Annotated in this window: 16 protein-coding genes; 8 read left to right on the top strand and 8 right to left on the bottom strand. The window is 61.1% G+C overall.

Features of this window, described 5'->3' with window-relative positions; all coding sequences use genetic code 11:
* The first annotated feature begins 21 nt into the window (after positions 1-21).
* The gene (locus ACB037_RS18425) at positions 22-705 is read left to right on the top strand and encodes a response regulator (protein ID WP_319891540.1); all 684 of its coding nucleotides are present in this window, start codon (positions 22-24) and stop codon (positions 703-705) included.
* 4 nt (positions 706-709) lie between these two features.
* Here ACB037_RS18425 and ACB037_RS18420 read toward each other — a convergent pair whose 3' ends face one another.
* A complete protein-coding gene (locus ACB037_RS18420; RefSeq protein ID WP_124244151.1) occupies positions 710-1,837 on the bottom strand; it encodes a multidrug effflux MFS transporter in 1,128 nt (375 codons plus the stop codon).
* Positions 1,838-1,929: 92 nt separating this feature from the next.
* Here ACB037_RS18420 and ACB037_RS18415 point away from each other — a divergent pair, with 92 nt between their 5' ends.
* Positions 1,930-2,754 carry a helix-turn-helix transcriptional regulator gene (locus ACB037_RS18415; RefSeq protein WP_371175700.1) on the top strand — a complete coding sequence of 275 codons (825 nt, stop codon included), beginning with the start codon at positions 1,930-1,932 and terminating at the stop codon, positions 2,752-2,754.
* On the opposite strand, the gene ACB037_RS18410 is transcribed toward ACB037_RS18415, so the two are convergent.
* Positions 2,684-2,917 carry a hypothetical protein gene (locus ACB037_RS18410; RefSeq protein ID WP_041212072.1) on the bottom strand — a complete coding sequence of 78 codons (234 nt, stop codon included), beginning with the start codon at positions 2,915-2,917 and terminating at the stop codon, positions 2,684-2,686. The genes ACB037_RS18415 and ACB037_RS18410 overlap by 71 nt on opposite strands.
* Positions 2,918-3,200: 283 nt before the next feature.
* Between ACB037_RS18410 and ACB037_RS18405 the strand changes: the two genes are divergently transcribed.
* A complete protein-coding gene (locus ACB037_RS18405; protein WP_109113150.1) occupies positions 3,201-4,451 on the top strand; it encodes a valine--pyruvate transaminase in 1,251 nt (416 codons plus the stop codon).
* A 73-nt stretch (positions 4,452-4,524) separates the two neighbouring features.
* Here ACB037_RS18405 and ACB037_RS18400 read toward each other — a convergent pair whose 3' ends face one another.
* Positions 4,525-4,965 carry an Hsp20 family protein gene (locus tag ACB037_RS18400; protein ID WP_010672292.1) on the bottom strand — a complete coding sequence of 147 codons (441 nt, stop codon included), beginning with the start codon at positions 4,963-4,965 and terminating at the stop codon, positions 4,525-4,527.
* 92 nt (positions 4,966-5,057) lie between these two features.
* Positions 5,058-5,471 (bottom strand): Hsp20 family protein, encoded by a 414-nt coding sequence (locus ACB037_RS18395; protein WP_010672291.1) that lies wholly within the window; start codon positions 5,469-5,471, stop codon positions 5,058-5,060.
* 256 nt (positions 5,472-5,727) lie between these two features.
* Between ACB037_RS18395 and ACB037_RS18390 the strand changes: the two genes are divergently transcribed.
* Together ACB037_RS18390 and ACB037_RS18385 are read left to right on the top strand one after the other, a co-directional pair.
* On the top strand, positions 5,728-6,498 hold the full coding sequence (locus tag ACB037_RS18390) for an MBL fold metallo-hydrolase (protein WP_371175699.1): 771 nt from the start codon (positions 5,728-5,730) through the stop codon (positions 6,496-6,498).
* A gap of 85 nt (positions 6,499-6,583) precedes the next feature.
* Complete coding sequence (locus tag ACB037_RS18385; protein WP_041214184.1) at positions 6,584-7,549, top strand: GlxA family transcriptional regulator; 966 nt, start codon at positions 6,584-6,586, stop codon at positions 7,547-7,549.
* A 98-nt stretch (positions 7,550-7,647) separates the two neighbouring features.
* Here the strand turns inward: ACB037_RS18385 and gyrB are convergent, their stop codons facing one another.
* The 4 genes from gyrB to dnaA form a co-directional block, all read right to left on the bottom strand.
* Entirely contained in the window at positions 7,648-10,059 is a 2,412-nt protein-coding gene (gene gyrB, locus ACB037_RS18380; RefSeq protein ID WP_052814513.1) for a DNA topoisomerase (ATP-hydrolyzing) subunit B, read from the bottom strand.
* On the bottom strand, positions 10,056-11,159 hold the full coding sequence (gene recF / locus ACB037_RS18375; RefSeq protein WP_010672287.1) for a DNA replication/repair protein RecF: 1,104 nt from the start codon (positions 11,157-11,159) through the stop codon (positions 10,056-10,058). The genes gyrB and recF overlap by 4 nt, the downstream gene beginning before the upstream one ends.
* 2 nt (positions 11,160-11,161) lie before the next feature.
* Positions 11,162-12,265 (bottom strand): DNA polymerase III subunit beta, encoded by a 1,104-nt coding sequence (dnaN, locus tag ACB037_RS18370; protein WP_039040646.1) that lies wholly within the window; start codon positions 12,263-12,265, stop codon positions 11,162-11,164.
* A gap of 83 nt (positions 12,266-12,348) precedes the next feature.
* Entirely contained in the window at positions 12,349-13,719 is a 1,371-nt protein-coding gene (gene dnaA, locus ACB037_RS18365; RefSeq protein ID WP_371175698.1) for a chromosomal replication initiator protein DnaA, read from the bottom strand.
* Positions 13,720-14,029: 310 nt separating this feature from the next.
* Between dnaA and ACB037_RS18360 the strand changes: the two genes are divergently transcribed.
* The 3 genes from ACB037_RS18360 to ACB037_RS18350 are packed head-to-tail and all read left to right on the top strand — an operon-like array spanning position 14,030 to position 16,204.
* On the top strand, positions 14,030-14,788 hold the full coding sequence (locus ACB037_RS18360) for an amino acid ABC transporter substrate-binding protein (RefSeq protein ID WP_042079067.1): 759 nt from the start codon (positions 14,030-14,032) through the stop codon (positions 14,786-14,788).
* Positions 14,789-15,457 (top strand): amino acid ABC transporter permease, encoded by a 669-nt coding sequence (locus ACB037_RS18355; protein ID WP_082030189.1) that lies wholly within the window; start codon positions 14,789-14,791, stop codon positions 15,455-15,457.
* A gap of 12 nt (positions 15,458-15,469) precedes the next feature.
* On the top strand, positions 15,470-16,204 hold the full coding sequence (locus ACB037_RS18350) for an amino acid ABC transporter ATP-binding protein (RefSeq protein ID WP_042079068.1): 735 nt from the start codon (positions 15,470-15,472) through the stop codon (positions 16,202-16,204).
* Positions 16,205-16,378: the final 174 nt, after the last annotated feature.

Here is a 16,378-nt window from a genome sequence, read left to right as displayed (position 1 = left end):
AATCAGCAAACGGGAGGCTGAATGGCTCACATACTGATCATCGACGACGAGGCGGCCATCCGCCGTTTTTTGCGGATCAGCCTGATCGCCGAAGGACATCAGGTGAGTGAGGCGGTCGGCGTCACCGAGGGGATGGCGCAGTATCGCCACCTCAACCCCGACCTGGTGATCCTGGATCTGGGCCTGCCGGACGGTGATGGCATGCAGATCCTGCACGCCATCCGCGAACATCACGCCAATCCCGTGCTGGTGCTCTCGGCGCGGGACTCGGAGCAGGAGAAGGTGCGGTTGCTGGATGCGGGGGCCAACGACTACATGAGCAAGCCGTTCGGCGTCGGGGAGATGATGGCCCGTATCCGGGTGCTGCTGCGCCAGCGGGTCGGCGCCACCAGCGGCGAATGCCGCCACTTCCCCCAGTGTGGCCTGACCCTGGACAGCAGCAGCCACAAAGTCACCCTGCAGGGCGAGGAGATCCCCCTCTCCCGCAAGGAGTTCGCCCTGTTGCAGGCCCTGGTGTGCCACCCCGGCAAGCTGGTGCAACAGACCCAGCTGCTCATCGACATCTGGGGGCCGAGCCACAAGGAAGATACCCACTACCTGCGCATCGTCATCGCCAGCCTGCGCAAGAAGCTGGGAGATAACCCCCAGCAACCCACCCTGATCGAAACTGAAGCCGGCATCGGCTACCGCTTTATCGGCAGCTGATGTTTCACGTGGAACGACGCCAACCACAGCACAGGGCCAGCAGACCGCAACCCCCGAGCAGCAGACCGAGATCCTGCAAGCTGGCTGCAACCGCCAACCCCAGGCTGAGCAACAGGTAGTAACCGAGCCCGAACAGGGCCCCGGCACTGCCCGCCACCTCCCGATAGGCCAGCAGCGCCTGGCTCAGCACATTGGGGATAGCCAGCCCGAACGCGACCACCACTCCCGTCATGGGCAGCAGAAACCAGAGCGATGCCTGACTGGCCCACACCAGCCAACCCGAACCCAACGCCAGCACGGCGGCGAGCCGTATTAACGAGGCAGGCGTCCAGCCACGGCCCAACAGATGCTTGTTGAGCAGGCTGCCCACCAGGGTCGCCAGCGCCAGCACGATGCCGGAGTAACCAAACTCGCCCGCGCTCAACCCCAGACTGGCAAACAGAAACGGCGCCAGGCTGTAGTAGCCGAACAGCATGGTGTTGAACAAGGCGACCAGGGCGGCGCTGCGCCACAAGCCGGTATCACGCACCATCCGGCAGGCCAGCGGCCAGAGTGCGACCCTTTGGGTGGTGGCCGGGCGGGTTTCCGGCAGTTGCCAGCAAGCCATCAGCAACAAGCCGATTGCCAGCGCCAGCAGGGCGCCGAATACCCCGAGATAACCCAAGTCATCAGCCAGCAGGCCACCGCTCACCAGCCCCAGCACAGGACTCAGGGAGAGCGCGATGCCCATCACCGAAAAGACCCGCGCCAGATCGCTGCCCTGATAGCTGTCGCGCAGCATGGTCTGGGTCACCACGGAACCCACGGCGGCGCCGAAGGCCGCGATGACCCGGGCCAGCAGCAGGGTTTCAAATTGAGTGGCCAGCAACGCCAGCAGGGTGCCGGCGCCATAGGTCAGCAACCCCGCCAGCATGGCGGGACGCCGCCCGATGAGATCGCACAGTCGGCCCCAGCAGACCACGCCCGCCGCAAACGCCAGAAAATAGACCGACAGGGTCTGGGACGCCTGCCCCTCGCTCACCCGAAACTCAGTGGCGATATGGGTCAGCACCGGGCTGTAGATGGTCTCCACCATCTGGGGAAACATCATCAATCCGACCACCAGCCAGCGCGGTGGCAACCTGTTGTTCATGACACACCTCCTTCACAAGAGGTCGCCATTCTAGAGAGGGATAACATGTCCGATTACAATAAGGCGGACTATAAACAGCAAGAATCGGACACATGGCCTTTATTCTTCCCGATCACCCCTTTGATCCGGACCAGCACGACGGCAGCGCCATCGGTATTGCCGCCGCCCTCGGCTGGCACGACTCCGGCCGCCATCAGCACCAGCGCCACCAGCTGCTGTTCGCCCAGGCAGGCTGCATGACCATAGAGCTGGACGATCAGGTCTGCCTGCTGCCGCCGACGCGAGCGGCCTGGTTGCCAGCAGGCCTGCCCCACCGGGTATTGATGCGCGGGGTAGTGGCCTATCGCTCCCTCTACTTCCAGCCGGAGCCCGCGTTGCCAAACGAGATGGCGGTGCTGGCGGTCAACCCGCTGCTGCGGGAGATCATCGAGCGGATGGCGCTCTGGCCCTGGGACAAGCCGGAAGCAGAGCAAACCTGCACACTGGCATTATTGAAAGAAGAGCTGGCGCAAGCGCCGCGGGAATCCTGGCAGTTGCCGCTGCCGTCAGACGGGCGTCTGACCGGCTGGCTGCAGGAGTTAAAGCGGGGTGACACCCTGCCCGATCGGCTCAACCGGCTGGCCGAACGGGTGGGTGCCAGTGACAAGACCATAGGCCGCATCTTCATGCGGGAGACCGGCATGAGCTACCAGGCCTGGCGCCAGCAGTGGCGACTGCTGCGGGCCATGGAACTGCTGGCCGAAGCCGAGCCCATCAGCCGGGTGGCCGCTGCGCTGGAGTTCGCCAGCGACAGCGCCTTCATCGCCTTCTTCAGGCAGCACACGGGGCAGACCCCCTTGCGCTACCTCAACTCTCGGGATGAGTCGCATCGGCCGAACTCGCCTCCACCACCAGGGTCTCCAGGGCCAGCGGCTTGAGGTTTTGAATGGCCTCTGCCACCACGTCATGGGAGGCCTGCTGCTGCAAGGCCAGCATCTCCTGTTGCAGGGCGGCGCTGTCCAGCTCGGGTCTGGGGTTCTCGGCGGCCATGGCATTCAGGCTCAGGCTGCTGGCAATCAGGGTAGCGATCAGGATCTTCATCTGGCGTGCTCCGGTGTGGTTGAGATGACCAGATAGCTATTCCAATAGTTGTGCCAGATTTATAACAGCATGATTTTATTGATATAAATAATTTTTTGATGCTGCCACCCCCCTTCCTGAATCGAATGTTGGTTATTTTAAAACCTATAAATGGTTTTTTTTACCACCTCCATCATGGCAACCCTGTTCCACGTGAAACGCCCCGTTTTTTTGATCGACACCCGCTTTTGAAGTGAGCTATGGTGCTAGCTCCCCCCTTAACTGACTCTGGATTTGCCACCGAATGGAATTCTCCTTGTTCGGCGAGAAGTTCACTCGCCACGCCGGTATTACCCAACTCATGGACGACCTCAATCAAGGGCTGCTGAATCCCGACGCCATCATGCTGGGAGGCGGCAATCCGGCCCCCATCCCCGCCATGCTGGAACGCTTTCAGGCCGAGGCCAATACCCTGCTCGACAACGGCGAACTGATCAAGGCCATGGCCAACTACGATGGCCCCCAGGGCAAGGACAGGTTCACCAGGGCGCTGGCCGCCCTGCTCAGCAAGGAGCTGGGCTGGGAGATCTCCGCCCGCAACATCGCCCTGACCAACGGCAGCCAGAACGCCTTCTTCTATCTGTTCAACCTGCTGGCCGGCGAATTCGCCGACGGTCGCAAGAAGAAGGTGCTGTTCCCCCTGGCCCCCGAATACATCGGCTATGCCGACTCGGCCCTCTCGGACGATCATTTCGTCGCCTACAAGCCCACCATCGAGAAGCTGCCCGACGGCCAGTTCAAATACCACGTGGATTTCGAGAGCCTGCAGGTGGGCGACGACATCGGGGTGATCTGTGTCTCCCGGCCGACCAACCCCACCGGCAACGTGCTCACCGACGAGGAGATCGAACACCTCGATCAGATCGCCCGTGACAAGGGGATCCCGCTCCTCATCGACAATGCCTACGGCGTGCCCTTCCCCGGCATCATCTTCAGCGACGCCAAGCCGTTCTGGAACGCCAACACCATCCTCTGCATGAGCCTCTCCAAGCTCGGCCTGCCGGGCACCCGTTGCGGCATCGTCATCGCCGACGAGAAGATCATCCGGGCCATCACCAACCTGAGCGGCATCATCAATCTGGCACCGGGCAGCCTGGGTCCGGCCATCACCATTCCGATGATCGAGAGCGGAGACATCATCACCCTGAGCGAACAGGTGGTGAAACCCTTCTACCAGCACAAAGCCACCTTCGCGGTCCAGCTGCTGCGCGAGGCCATTCCGGACCCGCGCTTCCACATCCACAAGCCGGAGGGTGCCCTCTTCCTCTGGCTCTGGTTCGAAGACCTGCCGATCCACTGCCAGGAGCTGTATGAGCGACTGAAGGCGAAGAACCTGCTGATCGTGCCCGGCCACTACTTCTTCCCCGGCATCGACGACCCCGAGTGGCGCCACAGCCAGGAGTGCATCCGCCTCAACTATGCCCAGAGCGAAGATCTGGTGCGTCGCGGCATCGCCATCCTGGCCGACGAGATCAACGCCCTCTACGCCGGTTGATTCCCCCTTCGGCATGAAAAAAAGAGGCCTGCAGATGCAGGCCTCTTTTCTATCAGGTGGTCAGCGATGTTGTTTAACCGGGCAGTGCCAGCTGATCGGGTTTGCCGATGGGGATGGCGCGAGGCTTGAGCGCTTCCGGCAGCTCCCGGGCCAGCTCTATGGTCAGCAGACCGTGCTCCAGCCTGGCCCCCTGCACTTCCACGTGCTGGCTCAGCTTGAAGGCGAGCTCGAAGTCCCGCTCGGCGATCCCCTGATGGAGGAATTGGCGCTCGCCCATGGTGGCGACCTTGCGCCCCTTCACCTTGAGGGTACCGTTTTCGGTCTCCAGCTCCAGCTCATTGCGATCGAAACCGGCCACGGCAACCGTGATGAGGTAGCTGTCGTGATCCCGCTTTTCGATGTTGTACGGGGGGTAGGCCGAGGTCTTCTGATCGAACAGGCCTTCCAGCTCGCGGGCCATCCGCTCGAAGCCGACGGCATTGGAATAGAGATGAGAAAAATCGAGGTTACGCATGATCCTATCCTTCTATAAAGCAACAGGGTTTACTCTCCACGGGCCCGCCATCGGCACCCGGGAAACATCAGCAATGCGACGAGGTCAGGCTGTCAGCCGTTGATCTCGATCTTGCGGGGCTTCATCGCCTCGGGCACTTCGCGCACCAGGTCGATGTGCAGCAGACCGTTCTTGAGGTCGGCCCCCTTCACCCGCACGTAGTCGGCCAGCTGGAAGCGGCGCTCGAAACCGCGTTCGGCGATCCCCTGATAGAGGTAGTTGCGCTCGGTGTCGGCCTGCTTGCTGCCCTTCACCGTCAGCAGATTTTCCTGGAAGCTCAGCTCCAGCTCTTCCTGGGTAAAGCCCGCCACCGCCATGCTGATGCGGTAGTCGCTGTCACCCAGCTGCTCGATGTTGTAGGGGGGATATCCGGCATTGCCATTGCTGGCGGCAGATTCGATGAGAGTGGCCAGACGATCGAAACCGATGGCAGAACGATAGAGCGGAGAAAAGTCGATAGAACGCATAGTATTACCCTCTTGTGAGCGATAACGGATTGTTTGCCCTCCTGATGGACGGGCGCCTGGTCGAAACCTCTGTCGAGCGTTCCGGCCTTGTTATCTATATAGGGGCCAGCATTTGGCTTTCAAGGGGTAAAAACAAAAGAAATGCAGGCCATCAAGAATGGCCCGATTAGATCGATAATAGGCCTGAGGGCCACTCATGATCCGTCCCTCACCCCTCCATACTGGCCGTGTCCCCAACGAGAAACCGGAGCACGCCATGAAGATTACCCAGGTTCGCAACGCCACCCTGCTCATCCACTACGCAGGAACCCGCTTCCTCATCGACCCCATGCTGGCCCCCAAGGGGAGCTACCCCGGCTTCGAAGGCATGGCCAACAGCCATCTTCGCAACCCCCTGGTCGAGCTGCCGCTGCCCATGGCGACCCTGCTGGAGGTGGATGCGGTGATTGTCACCCATGACCATCTGGATCACTGGGACGATGTCGTGAAAACGAAGATCCCCAGGCACCTTCCCCTGTTCGTGCAGCATCAGAAAGATGCCGACACCATGAGGGGATGCGGCTTCGAGGATGTGCGCCTGCTGGGTGAGGTCGGCGAGTTCGCTGGCATTCGCCTGCAACAGACGGAAGGCCGGCACGGCAGCGATACCATCATGGCCCTGCTGGGGGATCGCCTTGGCGAGGTCAGCGGAGTGGTCTTCTCCCATCCCGCCGAAAAGACCCTCTATCTGGCCGGCGACACCGTCTGGAATGCCCAGGTTGAACAAGCGCTGCACCGGCACCAACCCGAGGTCGTCGTCCTCAACTGCGGCGATGCCCAGGTGACGGGTCTGGGCGCCATCATCATGGGCAAGGAGGATGTGGCCGCCGTCTATCAGGCCGCCCCGCAGGCCACCCTGATCGCCAGCCACATGGAGGCGGTCAATCATGCCCTGCTGTCCCGGCGGGAGCTGCGCGACTACCTGGACAGCCAGGGGATGGCCGCCCGGGTACGGGTGCCCGAGGATGGCGACACCATGGTGCTCTGAGCGAGAGGCCGGGCACCACATGGCTCTTCGGCTTTCTGTTGCTGCCCCGTATGATGGGGATCCGAGTGCAAAGGAGTCTGCCACCATGCCCCGTCCCCTTATCGTCGCCGTCATCACCTTCGATCGCTTCAGCCCCTTTCACTGCTCGGTGCCCTGCCTCATCTTTGGCGACAAGATGATGCCGGGCCAGTCGTTGTTCGAGCTGAGACTCTGCGCCGGGGATGACACGCGGCAACCCGCCTCCTCCCAGGGCTTTCGCATGGAGGCCGACTATGGCCTGGAGGGCCTGCTGGAGGCGGATATCATCATCATCCCCTTCTGGCGCGATCCGGCCGAGCGCCCCGCCCAACCCTTGCTCGATGCCCTGGTTGCCGCCCGGATCAGGGGAGCCCAGATCGTGGGGCTCTGTCTCGGCACCTATGTGCTGGCCTATGCCGGCCTGCTGGACGGGCGCGGTGCCGCCACCCATTGGGAATTTGAACAGGAGTTCGTCCAGCGCTTCCCCCGGGTGCGGCTCGATACCAATGCCCTCTACGTCGACGACGACGGGCTCATCACCTCGGCTGGCACCGCCGCCAGCCTGGACTGCTGCCTCTATCTGGTTCGCCAGCATCACGGCAGCCAGATTGCCAACAAGCTGGCCAGGCGGCTGGTGGTGCCTCCCCACCGGGAGGGTGGCCAGGCCCAGTTCATCGAGCAGCCGGTACCCGCCACCACCCGGGATGCCAGGATCAACCAGCTGTTCGATCACCTGCGCCTGCACCTGGCCGCGCCCCACACCCTGGACAGCCTGGCGGAACATTGCATGATGAGCCGACGCACCTTTAGCCGCCGCTTCCAGCTCGCCACCGGTCTCTCCCTCGGGGAGTGGCTGATGGCGGAGCGCCTGCGCCGCAGCCAGACGCTGCTGGAGTCCAGCTCCCACACCGTGGAACGCATCGCCGAACTGGTGGGGCTCGGGTCTGCCACCATATTGCGCAAGCACTTTCGCGCCCGCTTCGGGGTGTCGCCGCGGGAGTGGCGCCGCACCTTTCGTGGTGACAGAGTCTAGGTCCCACATGTTTCACGTGGAACGCGCCCTCTTCCTTGCCCCAGAAAACAAAAAGCCGCTCACGAGGAGCGGCTTTTGATGGTTGTCGGACCGTCTGATTAGACGTCGAGGTTGGCAACCCGCAGGGCGTTGGTCTCGATGAAGTCGCGACGGGGCTCTACTGCATCACCCATCAGGGTGGAGAAGAGCTGGTCGGCACCGACCGCGTCGTCGATGGTGACACGCAGCATGCGACGGGCTTCCGGATCCATGGTGGTTTCCCACAGCTGCTCCGGGTTCATCTCCCCCAGCCCTTTATAGCGCTGGATGTAGATGCCACGCTTGCCTTCGCCCATCAGCCATTCGACCGCTTCGACGAAGCTGGCGACCGGCTTCACCTTCTCGCCACGCTTGATGTAACCGCCTTCCTCGATCAGGTTGGCGATCTCCTTGCCCAGGGAGACCAGCTGACGGTACTCGGAGGATTGCAGGAAGTCATAGCTGAGCGGGTATTCGCGGTCGACCCCGTGCTGGCGTACCACGGCGTGGGGCACGAACAGGCTGCGCTCCTCGTCGCGGCGTACCTGCATCTGGTACTGGATGCCGTGGTTGCTCTCGTTGAGCACGGCCTCCATGCTCTGGCACCATGCCAGCAGATCGCTCTCGCTGGCCAGCAGGGTTTCGTTCAACTCAGGCTGATAGATCAGCTGGGTCAGCACGGCTTCCGGGGCGCGACGGGACATGCGGGTGATCAGGTGAGTCACGGCGCGATGCTGGTTGACCAGACGCTCCAGCGCCTCGCCACCGATGGCCGGGGCAGACTCGTTGACGTGCAGGGTCGCACCGTCCAGCGCCATGGCGGTCTGGTACTGCAACAATGCGTCTTCGTCTTTCAGGTACTGCTCCTGCTTACCCTTCTTCACCTTGTAGAGCGGCGGCTGGGCGATGAAGACATAGCCACGCTCGATGATTTCCGGCATCTGACGATAGAAAAAAGTCAGCAGCAGGGTACGGATGTGCGCACCATCGACGTCCGCATCCGTCATGATGATGATGTTGTGATAGCGCAGCTTGTCCGGGTTGTACTCGTCACGACCGATGCCACAGCCCAGAGCGGTGATCAGGGTACCCACCTCCTGGGAGGAGATCATCTTGTCGAAACGGGCCTTCTCCACGTTCAGGATCTTGCCCTTGAGGGGCAGGATAGCCTGGTTCTTCCGGTTGCGACCCTGCTTGGCGGAGCCGCCAGCAGAGTCCCCTTCCACGATGTAGAGTTCGGAGAGCGCCGGGTCTTTCTCCTGACAGTCCGCCAGCTTGCCGGGCAGACCGGCGATATCCAGCGCGCCCTTGCGGCGAGTCAGTTCGCGGGCCTTGCGGGCCGCTTCGCGGGCACGGGCCGCATCGATGATCTTGTTGACCACGATCTTGGCGTCGCCCGGGTTCTCCAGCAGGAAGTCTGCCAGCTTCTCGCCCATCGCCTGTTCCACGGCGGTCTTCACCTCGGACGAGACCAGCTTGTCCTTGGTCTGGGAGGAGAACTTAGGGTCAGGCACCTTGACGGAGATAACGGCAATCAGACCTTCACGGACATCGTCACCACTGGCGGCGGACTTGGCCTTCTTGCTGTAGTCCTCCTTGTCCATGTAGTTGTTCAGCGTCCGGGTCAACGCGGTACGGAAGCCCACCAGGTGGGTGCCACCATCCCGCTGCGGAATGTTGTTGGTGAAGCAGTAGACCCCTTCCTGATAGGCGTCGTTCCACTGCATGGCGACTTCGACACCGATGCCGTCCTGCTCGGTGGTGAAGTGGAACACCTTGGGGTGAATCGGGGTCTTGTTCTGGTTCAGGTACTCGACGAAGGCCTTGATGCCCCCTTCGTAGCAGAAGTGCGCCTCGCGGCCGTCACGCTCGTCCATCAGACGGATGGAGACGCCGGAGTTGAGGAAGGATAGCTCGCGCAGACGCTTGGCCAGGATCTCGTAGTGGAACAGGGTGTCGCTGAAGATGGTCGGGCTCGGCCAGAAGCGAACTTCGGTCCCGGTGCCGGTGCTGTCACCAATCTGCTTGAGGGGTGCCTGCGGCTCGCCCAAGTGATAGGTCTGCTCGTAGACATGACCGTTGCGGCGGATGGTCAGCAGCAGCTTGTCGGAAAGCGCGTTCACCACGGAGACGCCCACACCGTGCAGACCGCCGGACACCTTGTAGGAGTTGTCATCGAATTTGCCGCCGGCGTGCAGCACGGTCATGATGACTTCGGCGGCGGAGCGGCCCTCTTCCGGGTGGATGTCCACCGGAATGCCGCGACCGTTGTCGCGCACGGAGACGGAGCCGTCGGAATGGATCTTGACCTGGATATCGGAGCAGTAGCCAGCCAGAGCCTCGTCGATGGAGTTGTCGACGACCTCGAACACCATGTGGTGCAGGCCCGATCCATCGTCCGTATCGCCGATATACATCCCCGGGCGCTTGCGGACCGCATCCAGGCCCTTGAGCACCTTGATATTCGAGGAGTCGTAAGTATTTTCACTCATAGCTTACTCTCTGCCTTCTCTAACGTTTCGGAGATCTTGCCTTGTTCCACGTGGAACAGCTTGCAGTCACTCGCATCCATCATGTCTGCGAGCTGACCGGTATCGATGGCGGTGATGAACACCTGGGACGCGCACTGCTTCAGCCTTGCGGCCAGCAGACGACGTTTGTCGACATCCAGTTCAGAGGCAAAATCATCAATTAAAAAAATACAGCCGCGGCTGCTATGTTGATTCAAATAGAGCCCTTGGGCCAGCCGCATGGCACAGACCAGCAACTTCAGCTGACCCCTGGACAAAATATCCTGCGCGGGCACGCCGTTCGCCTTGAGCCGCACGTCCGCCTTCTGCGGACCGACCCCAGTGTACCCCAGCGAACGATCCCGTTCGAACCCCGCCTCCAGCAATGCATCGAGGGGAGTGTCTTTTTCCCAGCCTCGATAGAATCCAAGACTGATATCGAACTCCGGCAGAAAATCTGCCGTCATCTCCTTGATCAGGGGTGTAATGGCCTGACAATAACTGGCGCGAAACCCCGCCAGCTCGCCACCCAGTCGCACCAGCTCCTGATCCCAGAATGCCAGTTGACGATACTGGGTGCTCTGGCGCAGCAAGGCATTGCGCTGCTTCAACAGCCGACGCACCCGCCCCCAGAGGGAGAAGAAGGTCGGCTCCTGATGGAAAACACCCCAGTCGAGCCAGGCCCGGCGAGCCTGGGGCCCACCGGTCAGCAGGCTGAAACCATCGGGGTGGATCAACTGTACCGGCAACAGCTCCGCCAGATCGGCCAGACGCTGGGCCTGGGCACCGGCGATCTTGAGCTGGGTTTCGCCCCCCTTGTCCTTGGCAAGCCCGATGGGCACCTGACGCCCCTCCAGCTCGCACTGGGCAAACAGGGTAAAAGCCCGCTCGCCCTGGCGGATGACCCGCCCGGTCAAATGGGTACGAAACGAGCGGCCGAGACCAAGATAATGAATGGCTTCCAGCACGCTGGTCTTGCCGCTGCCGTTGCTCCCGACCAGGATATTGAGGCCGGGAGACAGCGCGAGACTGGCGTGCTGGATGTTGCGAAAGTCGCTGAGCTGGAGTTTGACCAGGGACACGACTAGATCCGCATCGGCATCACCACGTACTGGGCATCTTGGTTCTCAAAATCCTCAATAATGGCGCTGCTGATGGAATCGCTCAGGCTGATCCGGATTTGGTCACATTTTAACGTATTCAACACGTCCAGCACATAGGAGACGTTGAAGCCGATCTCCATCTCGCCAGCGGCGTATTGTACGTCAAGCAGCTCTTCGGCTTCTTCCTGTTCCGGGTTGTTGGCGGTGATGCGCAGCAGGTTTTCCTGCAGATTGAGACGCACCCCACGGAATTTCTCGTTGGAGAGGATGGCGGCACGGGCAAAGGCCTGGCGCAGATCCTCGCGACCGGCGATCAGGGCCTTGTCGCTCCCTCTCGGGATGACGCGGCGCCAGTCCGGGAAACGGCCATCCACCAGCTTGGAGGTGAAGATAAAGCCATCCAGGGCGGCGCGCAGGTTGCTGCGGCCCACTTGCAGCCGCACCGGCTTGTCTTCCGCTTCCAGCAGGCGCACCAGCTCCAGCACCCCCTTGCGGGGCAGGATGACCTGATGATCGGGCAGCGATTCCCCCACCACCTCGCGGCGGCAGGTGGCCAGCCGGTGACCGTCCGTCGCCACGGTACGCAAGCCGTGGCCTTCGCTCTCGAACAGCATGCCGTTCAGGTAATAGCGCACGTCCTGGCTCGCCATGGAGAACTGGGTCGCGTCGATGAGTTTTTTCAGCTCCAGCTGGCTGATGTCGAACTCGAGCACGGATTCCCAATCCTCGATGTTCGGATATTCGGTCGCCGGCAGGGTCGACAGGTTGAAGCGGGAGCGGCCGGAACGGATGATGAGGCGCTCTCCCTCGGTACTGAGGCGGATCTCCGCCCCTTCCGGCAGACCGCGACAGATGTCCAGCAGCTTGCGCGCCGGCACTGTGGTGCGGCCATCCTGGCTGTCGCTGTTGAGATAGACCTGTCCGATCATCTCCACCTCGAGATCGGTCCCGGTCAGCGACAGCAGGCCATTGCTGACATCGAGCAGGACGTTGCCGAGGATGGGCAGGGTCGGCCGGCCACCCAGGGCACCGGACACCAGTTGCAGGGGACGTAACAGGGCCTCACGGCTAATTTCGAGCTGCATCTGTGCTCTCCGTTGTTATTGGGAGGAAAGGATTCGGATCAGGCTGGAACATGCAATCTGCATCTGTGCACTCCGTTCCGTTATCAGGAAGAAAGGGTACGGATCAGGTTGGAATAGTCTTCCTTGATGTCGTGACTCTCTTCCTTCAGCTGCTCGATCTTGCGGCAGGCATGAAGAACCGTGGTGTGGTCACGGCCACCAAAGGCATCCCCTATCTCAGGCAAGCTGTGGTTCGTCAGCTCCTTGGCCAGCGCCATCGCCAGCTGGCGCGGGCGGGCAACGGAACGGGAGCGGCGCTTGGAGAGCAGATCCGCCAGCTTGATCTTGTAGTACTCCGCCACCGTCTTCTGGATATTGTCGATGGTGACCAGCTTCTCCTGCAACGCCAGGAGATCGCGCAGCGCCTCGCGCACGAAGTCGATGTTGATGGCGCGGCCGGTGAAGTTGGCGTTGGCGATCACCCGGTTGAGGGCACCTTCCAGTTCACGGACGTTGGAGCGAAGCCGCTTGGCGATGAAGAAGGCCACTTCGTCTGGCAGGTGGATCTGGTTCTCGTCCGCCTTGCGCATCAGGATCGCAACCCGGGTCTCCAGCTCGGGCGGCTCGATCGCCACCGTCAGACCCCAGCCGAAGCGGGACTTGAGACGATCCTCCACCCCGTTGATCTCCTTCGGATAGCGATCCGAGGTCAGGATGATCTGCTGGTTGCCTTCGAGCAGGGCGTTGAAGGTGTGGAAGAACTCCTCCTGGGAGCGCTCCTTGTTCGCGAAGAACTGGATGTCATCGATGAGCAGGGCATCGACGCTACGGTAATAACGCTTGAACTCTTCAATGGCGTTATTCTGCAGCGCCTTCACCATGTCCTGCACGAACCGCTCGGAGTGCATGTAGATGACCTTGGCGTCTTTCTTGCGATCCTTGATGGCATTGCCAACGGCGTGCAGCAGGTGGGTCTTGCCCAGACCGGTGCCACCGTAGAGGAACAGCGGGTTGTAGGCGCCACCCGGATTGTCTGCTACCTGACGGGCAGCCGCACGGGCCAACTGGTTGGACTTACCCTCGACGAAATTCTCGAAGGTGTAGTTCACGTTGGTGTTGCTCTTGTGATTCGGCTCGGGCTTGGCTTCGGCCTTGTTCTCCCAGCTCTTGGGAGAGTTATTCACAGGATCGACACCGCGGGCCGGCGCCCTGGCGACCGCGATGGGATGGGGGCGATTGCCGATGTCAAAACGCAGGGTGGGAGCATCGGCTCCGCACAGCTCGTTGATGATGCCGTTGACCCGGAGCAGGTACTTGTCGCGTACCCAGTCCAGAACGAAGCGGTTCGGTGCATACAGGGTCAGAGTATTGTCACTCAACTCCGCTTGAAGCGGCCGGATCCACATGCTGAATTCTGCCGAGGGCAACTCATCTTGCAGCCGGTTAAGGCACTGCTGCCATAGCGAAGCAGTCACTCTAGACTCCCGTCAATTGATTAAGTAAAGACCGGCTATTCTACGTTTTTAGTGGCCGGATCTCCAGTTGCCGCCGCACGGATCCAGCAAATAAGATCCTTGACTTTCAAGGATCCAACGCCCCAGGATCTCATTTCATCCCCAAAGTTACCCACAGCCGCCAACCGGCGATGTGGACAGAATGGAACTCTGCGACCACAGTTATTTTATATAACCAAATATCATTTATTTTTTATATTTTATTCCAATAACATCAGCGCCGTCCCGTGATTACAACTAAAAATACAGCACTACAGAGAGAGGAATCCCCATGAAATCCACCATCAAACTGATTTCCGGCGCCGCCATTCTGCTGGCCAGCCTGTCCGGTCAAGCCATCGCCCAGGAAACCATCAAGGTCGGCATGTCCGGCAAGTATTTCCCGTTCACCTTCGTCAAGCAGGACAAGCTGCAAGGCTTCGAGGTGGACATGTGGAACCAGATCGGTGAGCGCACCGGCTACAAGGTCGAGTTCGTGACCGCCAGCTTCTCCGGCCTGTTCGGCATGCTGGAAACCGGCCGCGTCGATACCATCTCCAACCAGATCACCATCACCGACGAGCGCAAGGCCAAGTACGACTTCTCCCAGCCCTACGTCTATGACGGCGCACAGATCGTGGTGCGCAAGGGCAACAACAGCATCCAAGGTCTCAAGGATCTGGAAGGCAAGACCGTTGCGGTGAACCTGGGCTCCAACTTCGAAGAGCTGCTGCGCAAGAACGACCCGAACAAGAAGATCGACATCCGCACCTATGACTCCGCCTTCGAGCAGGACGTCGCCCTGGGTCGCATCGATGCCTTCGTGATGGACCGCGTCTCCACCGCCCAGCTGATCAAGGAATCCAAGCTGCCGCTGCAACAGGCTGGCGCACCGTTCGAGACCATCGAGAACGCCCTGCCCTTCCTGAAGACTCCGGAGAAGCAGGCACTGCTGAAGAAGGTCGACGAGGCCCTGACCGCCATGCGCAAAGACGGCTCCCTGACCAAGATCTCGGAAAAATGGTTCTCTGCGGACATCACCAGCAAATAAATGATGGAATTTGATCTCGAGTACACACTAGGGCTGTTCCCCATCCTGCTCAAATACCTGGGCACCACGATGGAAATGGCCCTGTGGGGATTCGTATTGGCACTCGTACTGTCGCTGATCCTGGCGATAGTACGGGTCTTTCGCGTTCCCGCAATTCACTGGCTGGCGATGCTGTATATCTCGTTCTTCCGGGGTACCCCGCTGCTCGTCCAGCTGTTCCTGCTCTACTACGGACTGCCGCAGCTCTTCCCCATCTTCGTGGGGATGGATGCCTTCACCGCCGCCATCATAGGCCTGACCCTGCACTTTGCCGCCTACATGGCCGAGTCGATCCGGGCCGCCATCCTCGGCATCCACAAGAGCCAGATGGAGGCCGCCCTCAGCATCGGCATGAGCCGGCTGCAGGCGATGCAGCGGATCATCCTGCCCCAGGCCGCCCGCATCGCGACGCCGTCCCTGATGAACTACTTCATCGACATGATCAAGAGCACCTCCCTGGCGTTTACCCTGGGAGTGGCGGAGATCATGGGCAAAGCCCAGATGGAAGCGGCCTCCTCCTTCAAGTTCTTCGAGAGCTTCATGGCGGTAGCCCTGGTCTACTGGGTCGTCGTCATCTTCTTCACCCGCTTGCAGCACCTGCTGGAAGTGCGCCTGAACCGCGCCTATTAAAGGAGACCTGTCATGATCAAGCTAACGGGTCTTTCCAAGGCCTATGACGGAAATCAGGTGCTCAACGGCATCGATCTTGAGGTGAAAAAGGGGGAAATCGTCGTCATCATCGGTCCCTCCGGCACCGGCAAGTCGACCCTGCTGCGCTGCCTGAACCTGCTGGAGACCCCGGACGCCGGCCGGCTCGCCATCGATGATCTGCAGCTGGATCTGGCCAGGGCCAGCGATCAGCAGGCCATCGAGCTGCGCAAGCGCGCCTCCTTCGTGTTCCAGAACTATGCCCTGTTCGCCAACAAGACGGCACTGGACAACATCGCCGAGGGGCTCATCACCGTCTGGAAACAGCCGAAGGCGGAGGCTCGTGCCACGGCCCTGGGCATCCTCAAGGACATAGGCCTCGCCGAGAAGCAGGATGCCTACCCGGCCTCCCTCTCCGGCGGCCAGCAGCAGCGGGTCGGCATCGGCCGTGCCATGGCGGCCCACTCCAAGGTGATCCTGTTCGACGAGCCCACCTCGGCCCTGGATCCCGAATGGGTCGACGAGGTGCTGGGCCTGATGAAGCAGCTCGCCCGCCAGCACCAGACCATGGTGGTGGTGACCCACGAGATCGAGTTCGCCCGTGATGTCGCCGATCGGGTGATCTTCATGGAGGGAGGCCGGATCGTGGAGCAGGGCCCGCCGAGCCAGATATTGGTCGATCCGCAGGATCCCCGTACCCGGGAATTCCTGCGCAAAGTGCTGAAATAGCTCTCTCTTTGGCGGCTCTGCCGCCTTTTTTCTTGGCGGATCCTTGTTTAACCCAGGGTTGCCAGTATAATTCGGGGCCCTTGATCCTCTGGATCCTGCCAGCTTCTCCTGCTCTTGTTTGACGAGCAGGGCGAGACGGGAGGGAACGGCGGATTGACGAGAAGCCGAACTCTG

The organism is Aeromonas sp. S19(2024), assembly GCF_041402625.1.
In the GTDB taxonomy this organism is placed as follows: domain Bacteria; phylum Pseudomonadota; class Gammaproteobacteria; order Enterobacterales; family Aeromonadaceae; genus Aeromonas; species Aeromonas caviae.
Note: the sequence above shows the minus strand (reverse complement) of the source record. Positions and strands in the feature narration are given on the sequence as shown.

What these genes read in the sequence shown, in the direction of transcription:
- ACB037_RS18395 (WP_010672291.1), bottom strand. Translation starts at nt 5,471, where the DNA reads ATGCGTTCTATCGACTTTTCTCCGCTCTATCGTTCTGCCATCGGTTTC.
- dnaN (WP_039040646.1), bottom strand. Translation starts at nt 12,265, where the DNA reads ATGCAGCTCGAAATTAGCCGTGAGGCCCTGTTACGTCCCCTGCAACTG.
- ACB037_RS18425 (WP_319891540.1), top strand. Translation starts at nt 22, where the DNA reads ATGGCTCACATACTGATCATCGACGACGAGGCGGCCATCCGCCGTTTT.
- ACB037_RS18420 (WP_124244151.1), bottom strand. Translation starts at nt 1,837, where the DNA reads ATGAACAACAGGTTGCCACCGCGCTGGCTGGTGGTCGGATTGATGATG.
- ACB037_RS18415 (WP_371175700.1), top strand. Translation starts at nt 1,930, where the DNA reads ATGGCCTTTATTCTTCCCGATCACCCCTTTGATCCGGACCAGCACGAC.
- ACB037_RS18410 (WP_041212072.1), bottom strand. Translation starts at nt 2,917, where the DNA reads ATGAAGATCCTGATCGCTACCCTGATTGCCAGCAGCCTGAGCCTGAAT.
- ACB037_RS18350 (WP_042079068.1), top strand. Translation starts at nt 15,470, where the DNA reads ATGATCAAGCTAACGGGTCTTTCCAAGGCCTATGACGGAAATCAGGTG.
- ACB037_RS18385 (WP_041214184.1), top strand. Translation starts at nt 6,584, where the DNA reads ATGCCCCGTCCCCTTATCGTCGCCGTCATCACCTTCGATCGCTTCAGC.
- ACB037_RS18390 (WP_371175699.1), top strand. Translation starts at nt 5,728, where the DNA reads ATGAAGATTACCCAGGTTCGCAACGCCACCCTGCTCATCCACTACGCA.
- ACB037_RS18400 (WP_010672292.1), bottom strand. Translation starts at nt 4,965, where the DNA reads ATGCGTAACCTCGATTTTTCTCATCTCTATTCCAATGCCGTCGGCTTC.
- gyrB (WP_052814513.1), bottom strand. Translation starts at nt 10,059, where the DNA reads ATGAGTGAAAATACTTACGACTCCTCGAATATCAAGGTGCTCAAGGGC.
- ACB037_RS18405 (WP_109113150.1), top strand. Translation starts at nt 3,201, where the DNA reads ATGGAATTCTCCTTGTTCGGCGAGAAGTTCACTCGCCACGCCGGTATT.
- ACB037_RS18355 (WP_082030189.1), top strand. Translation starts at nt 14,789, where the DNA reads ATGATGGAATTTGATCTCGAGTACACACTAGGGCTGTTCCCCATCCTG.
- ACB037_RS18360 (WP_042079067.1), top strand. Translation starts at nt 14,030, where the DNA reads ATGAAATCCACCATCAAACTGATTTCCGGCGCCGCCATTCTGCTGGCC.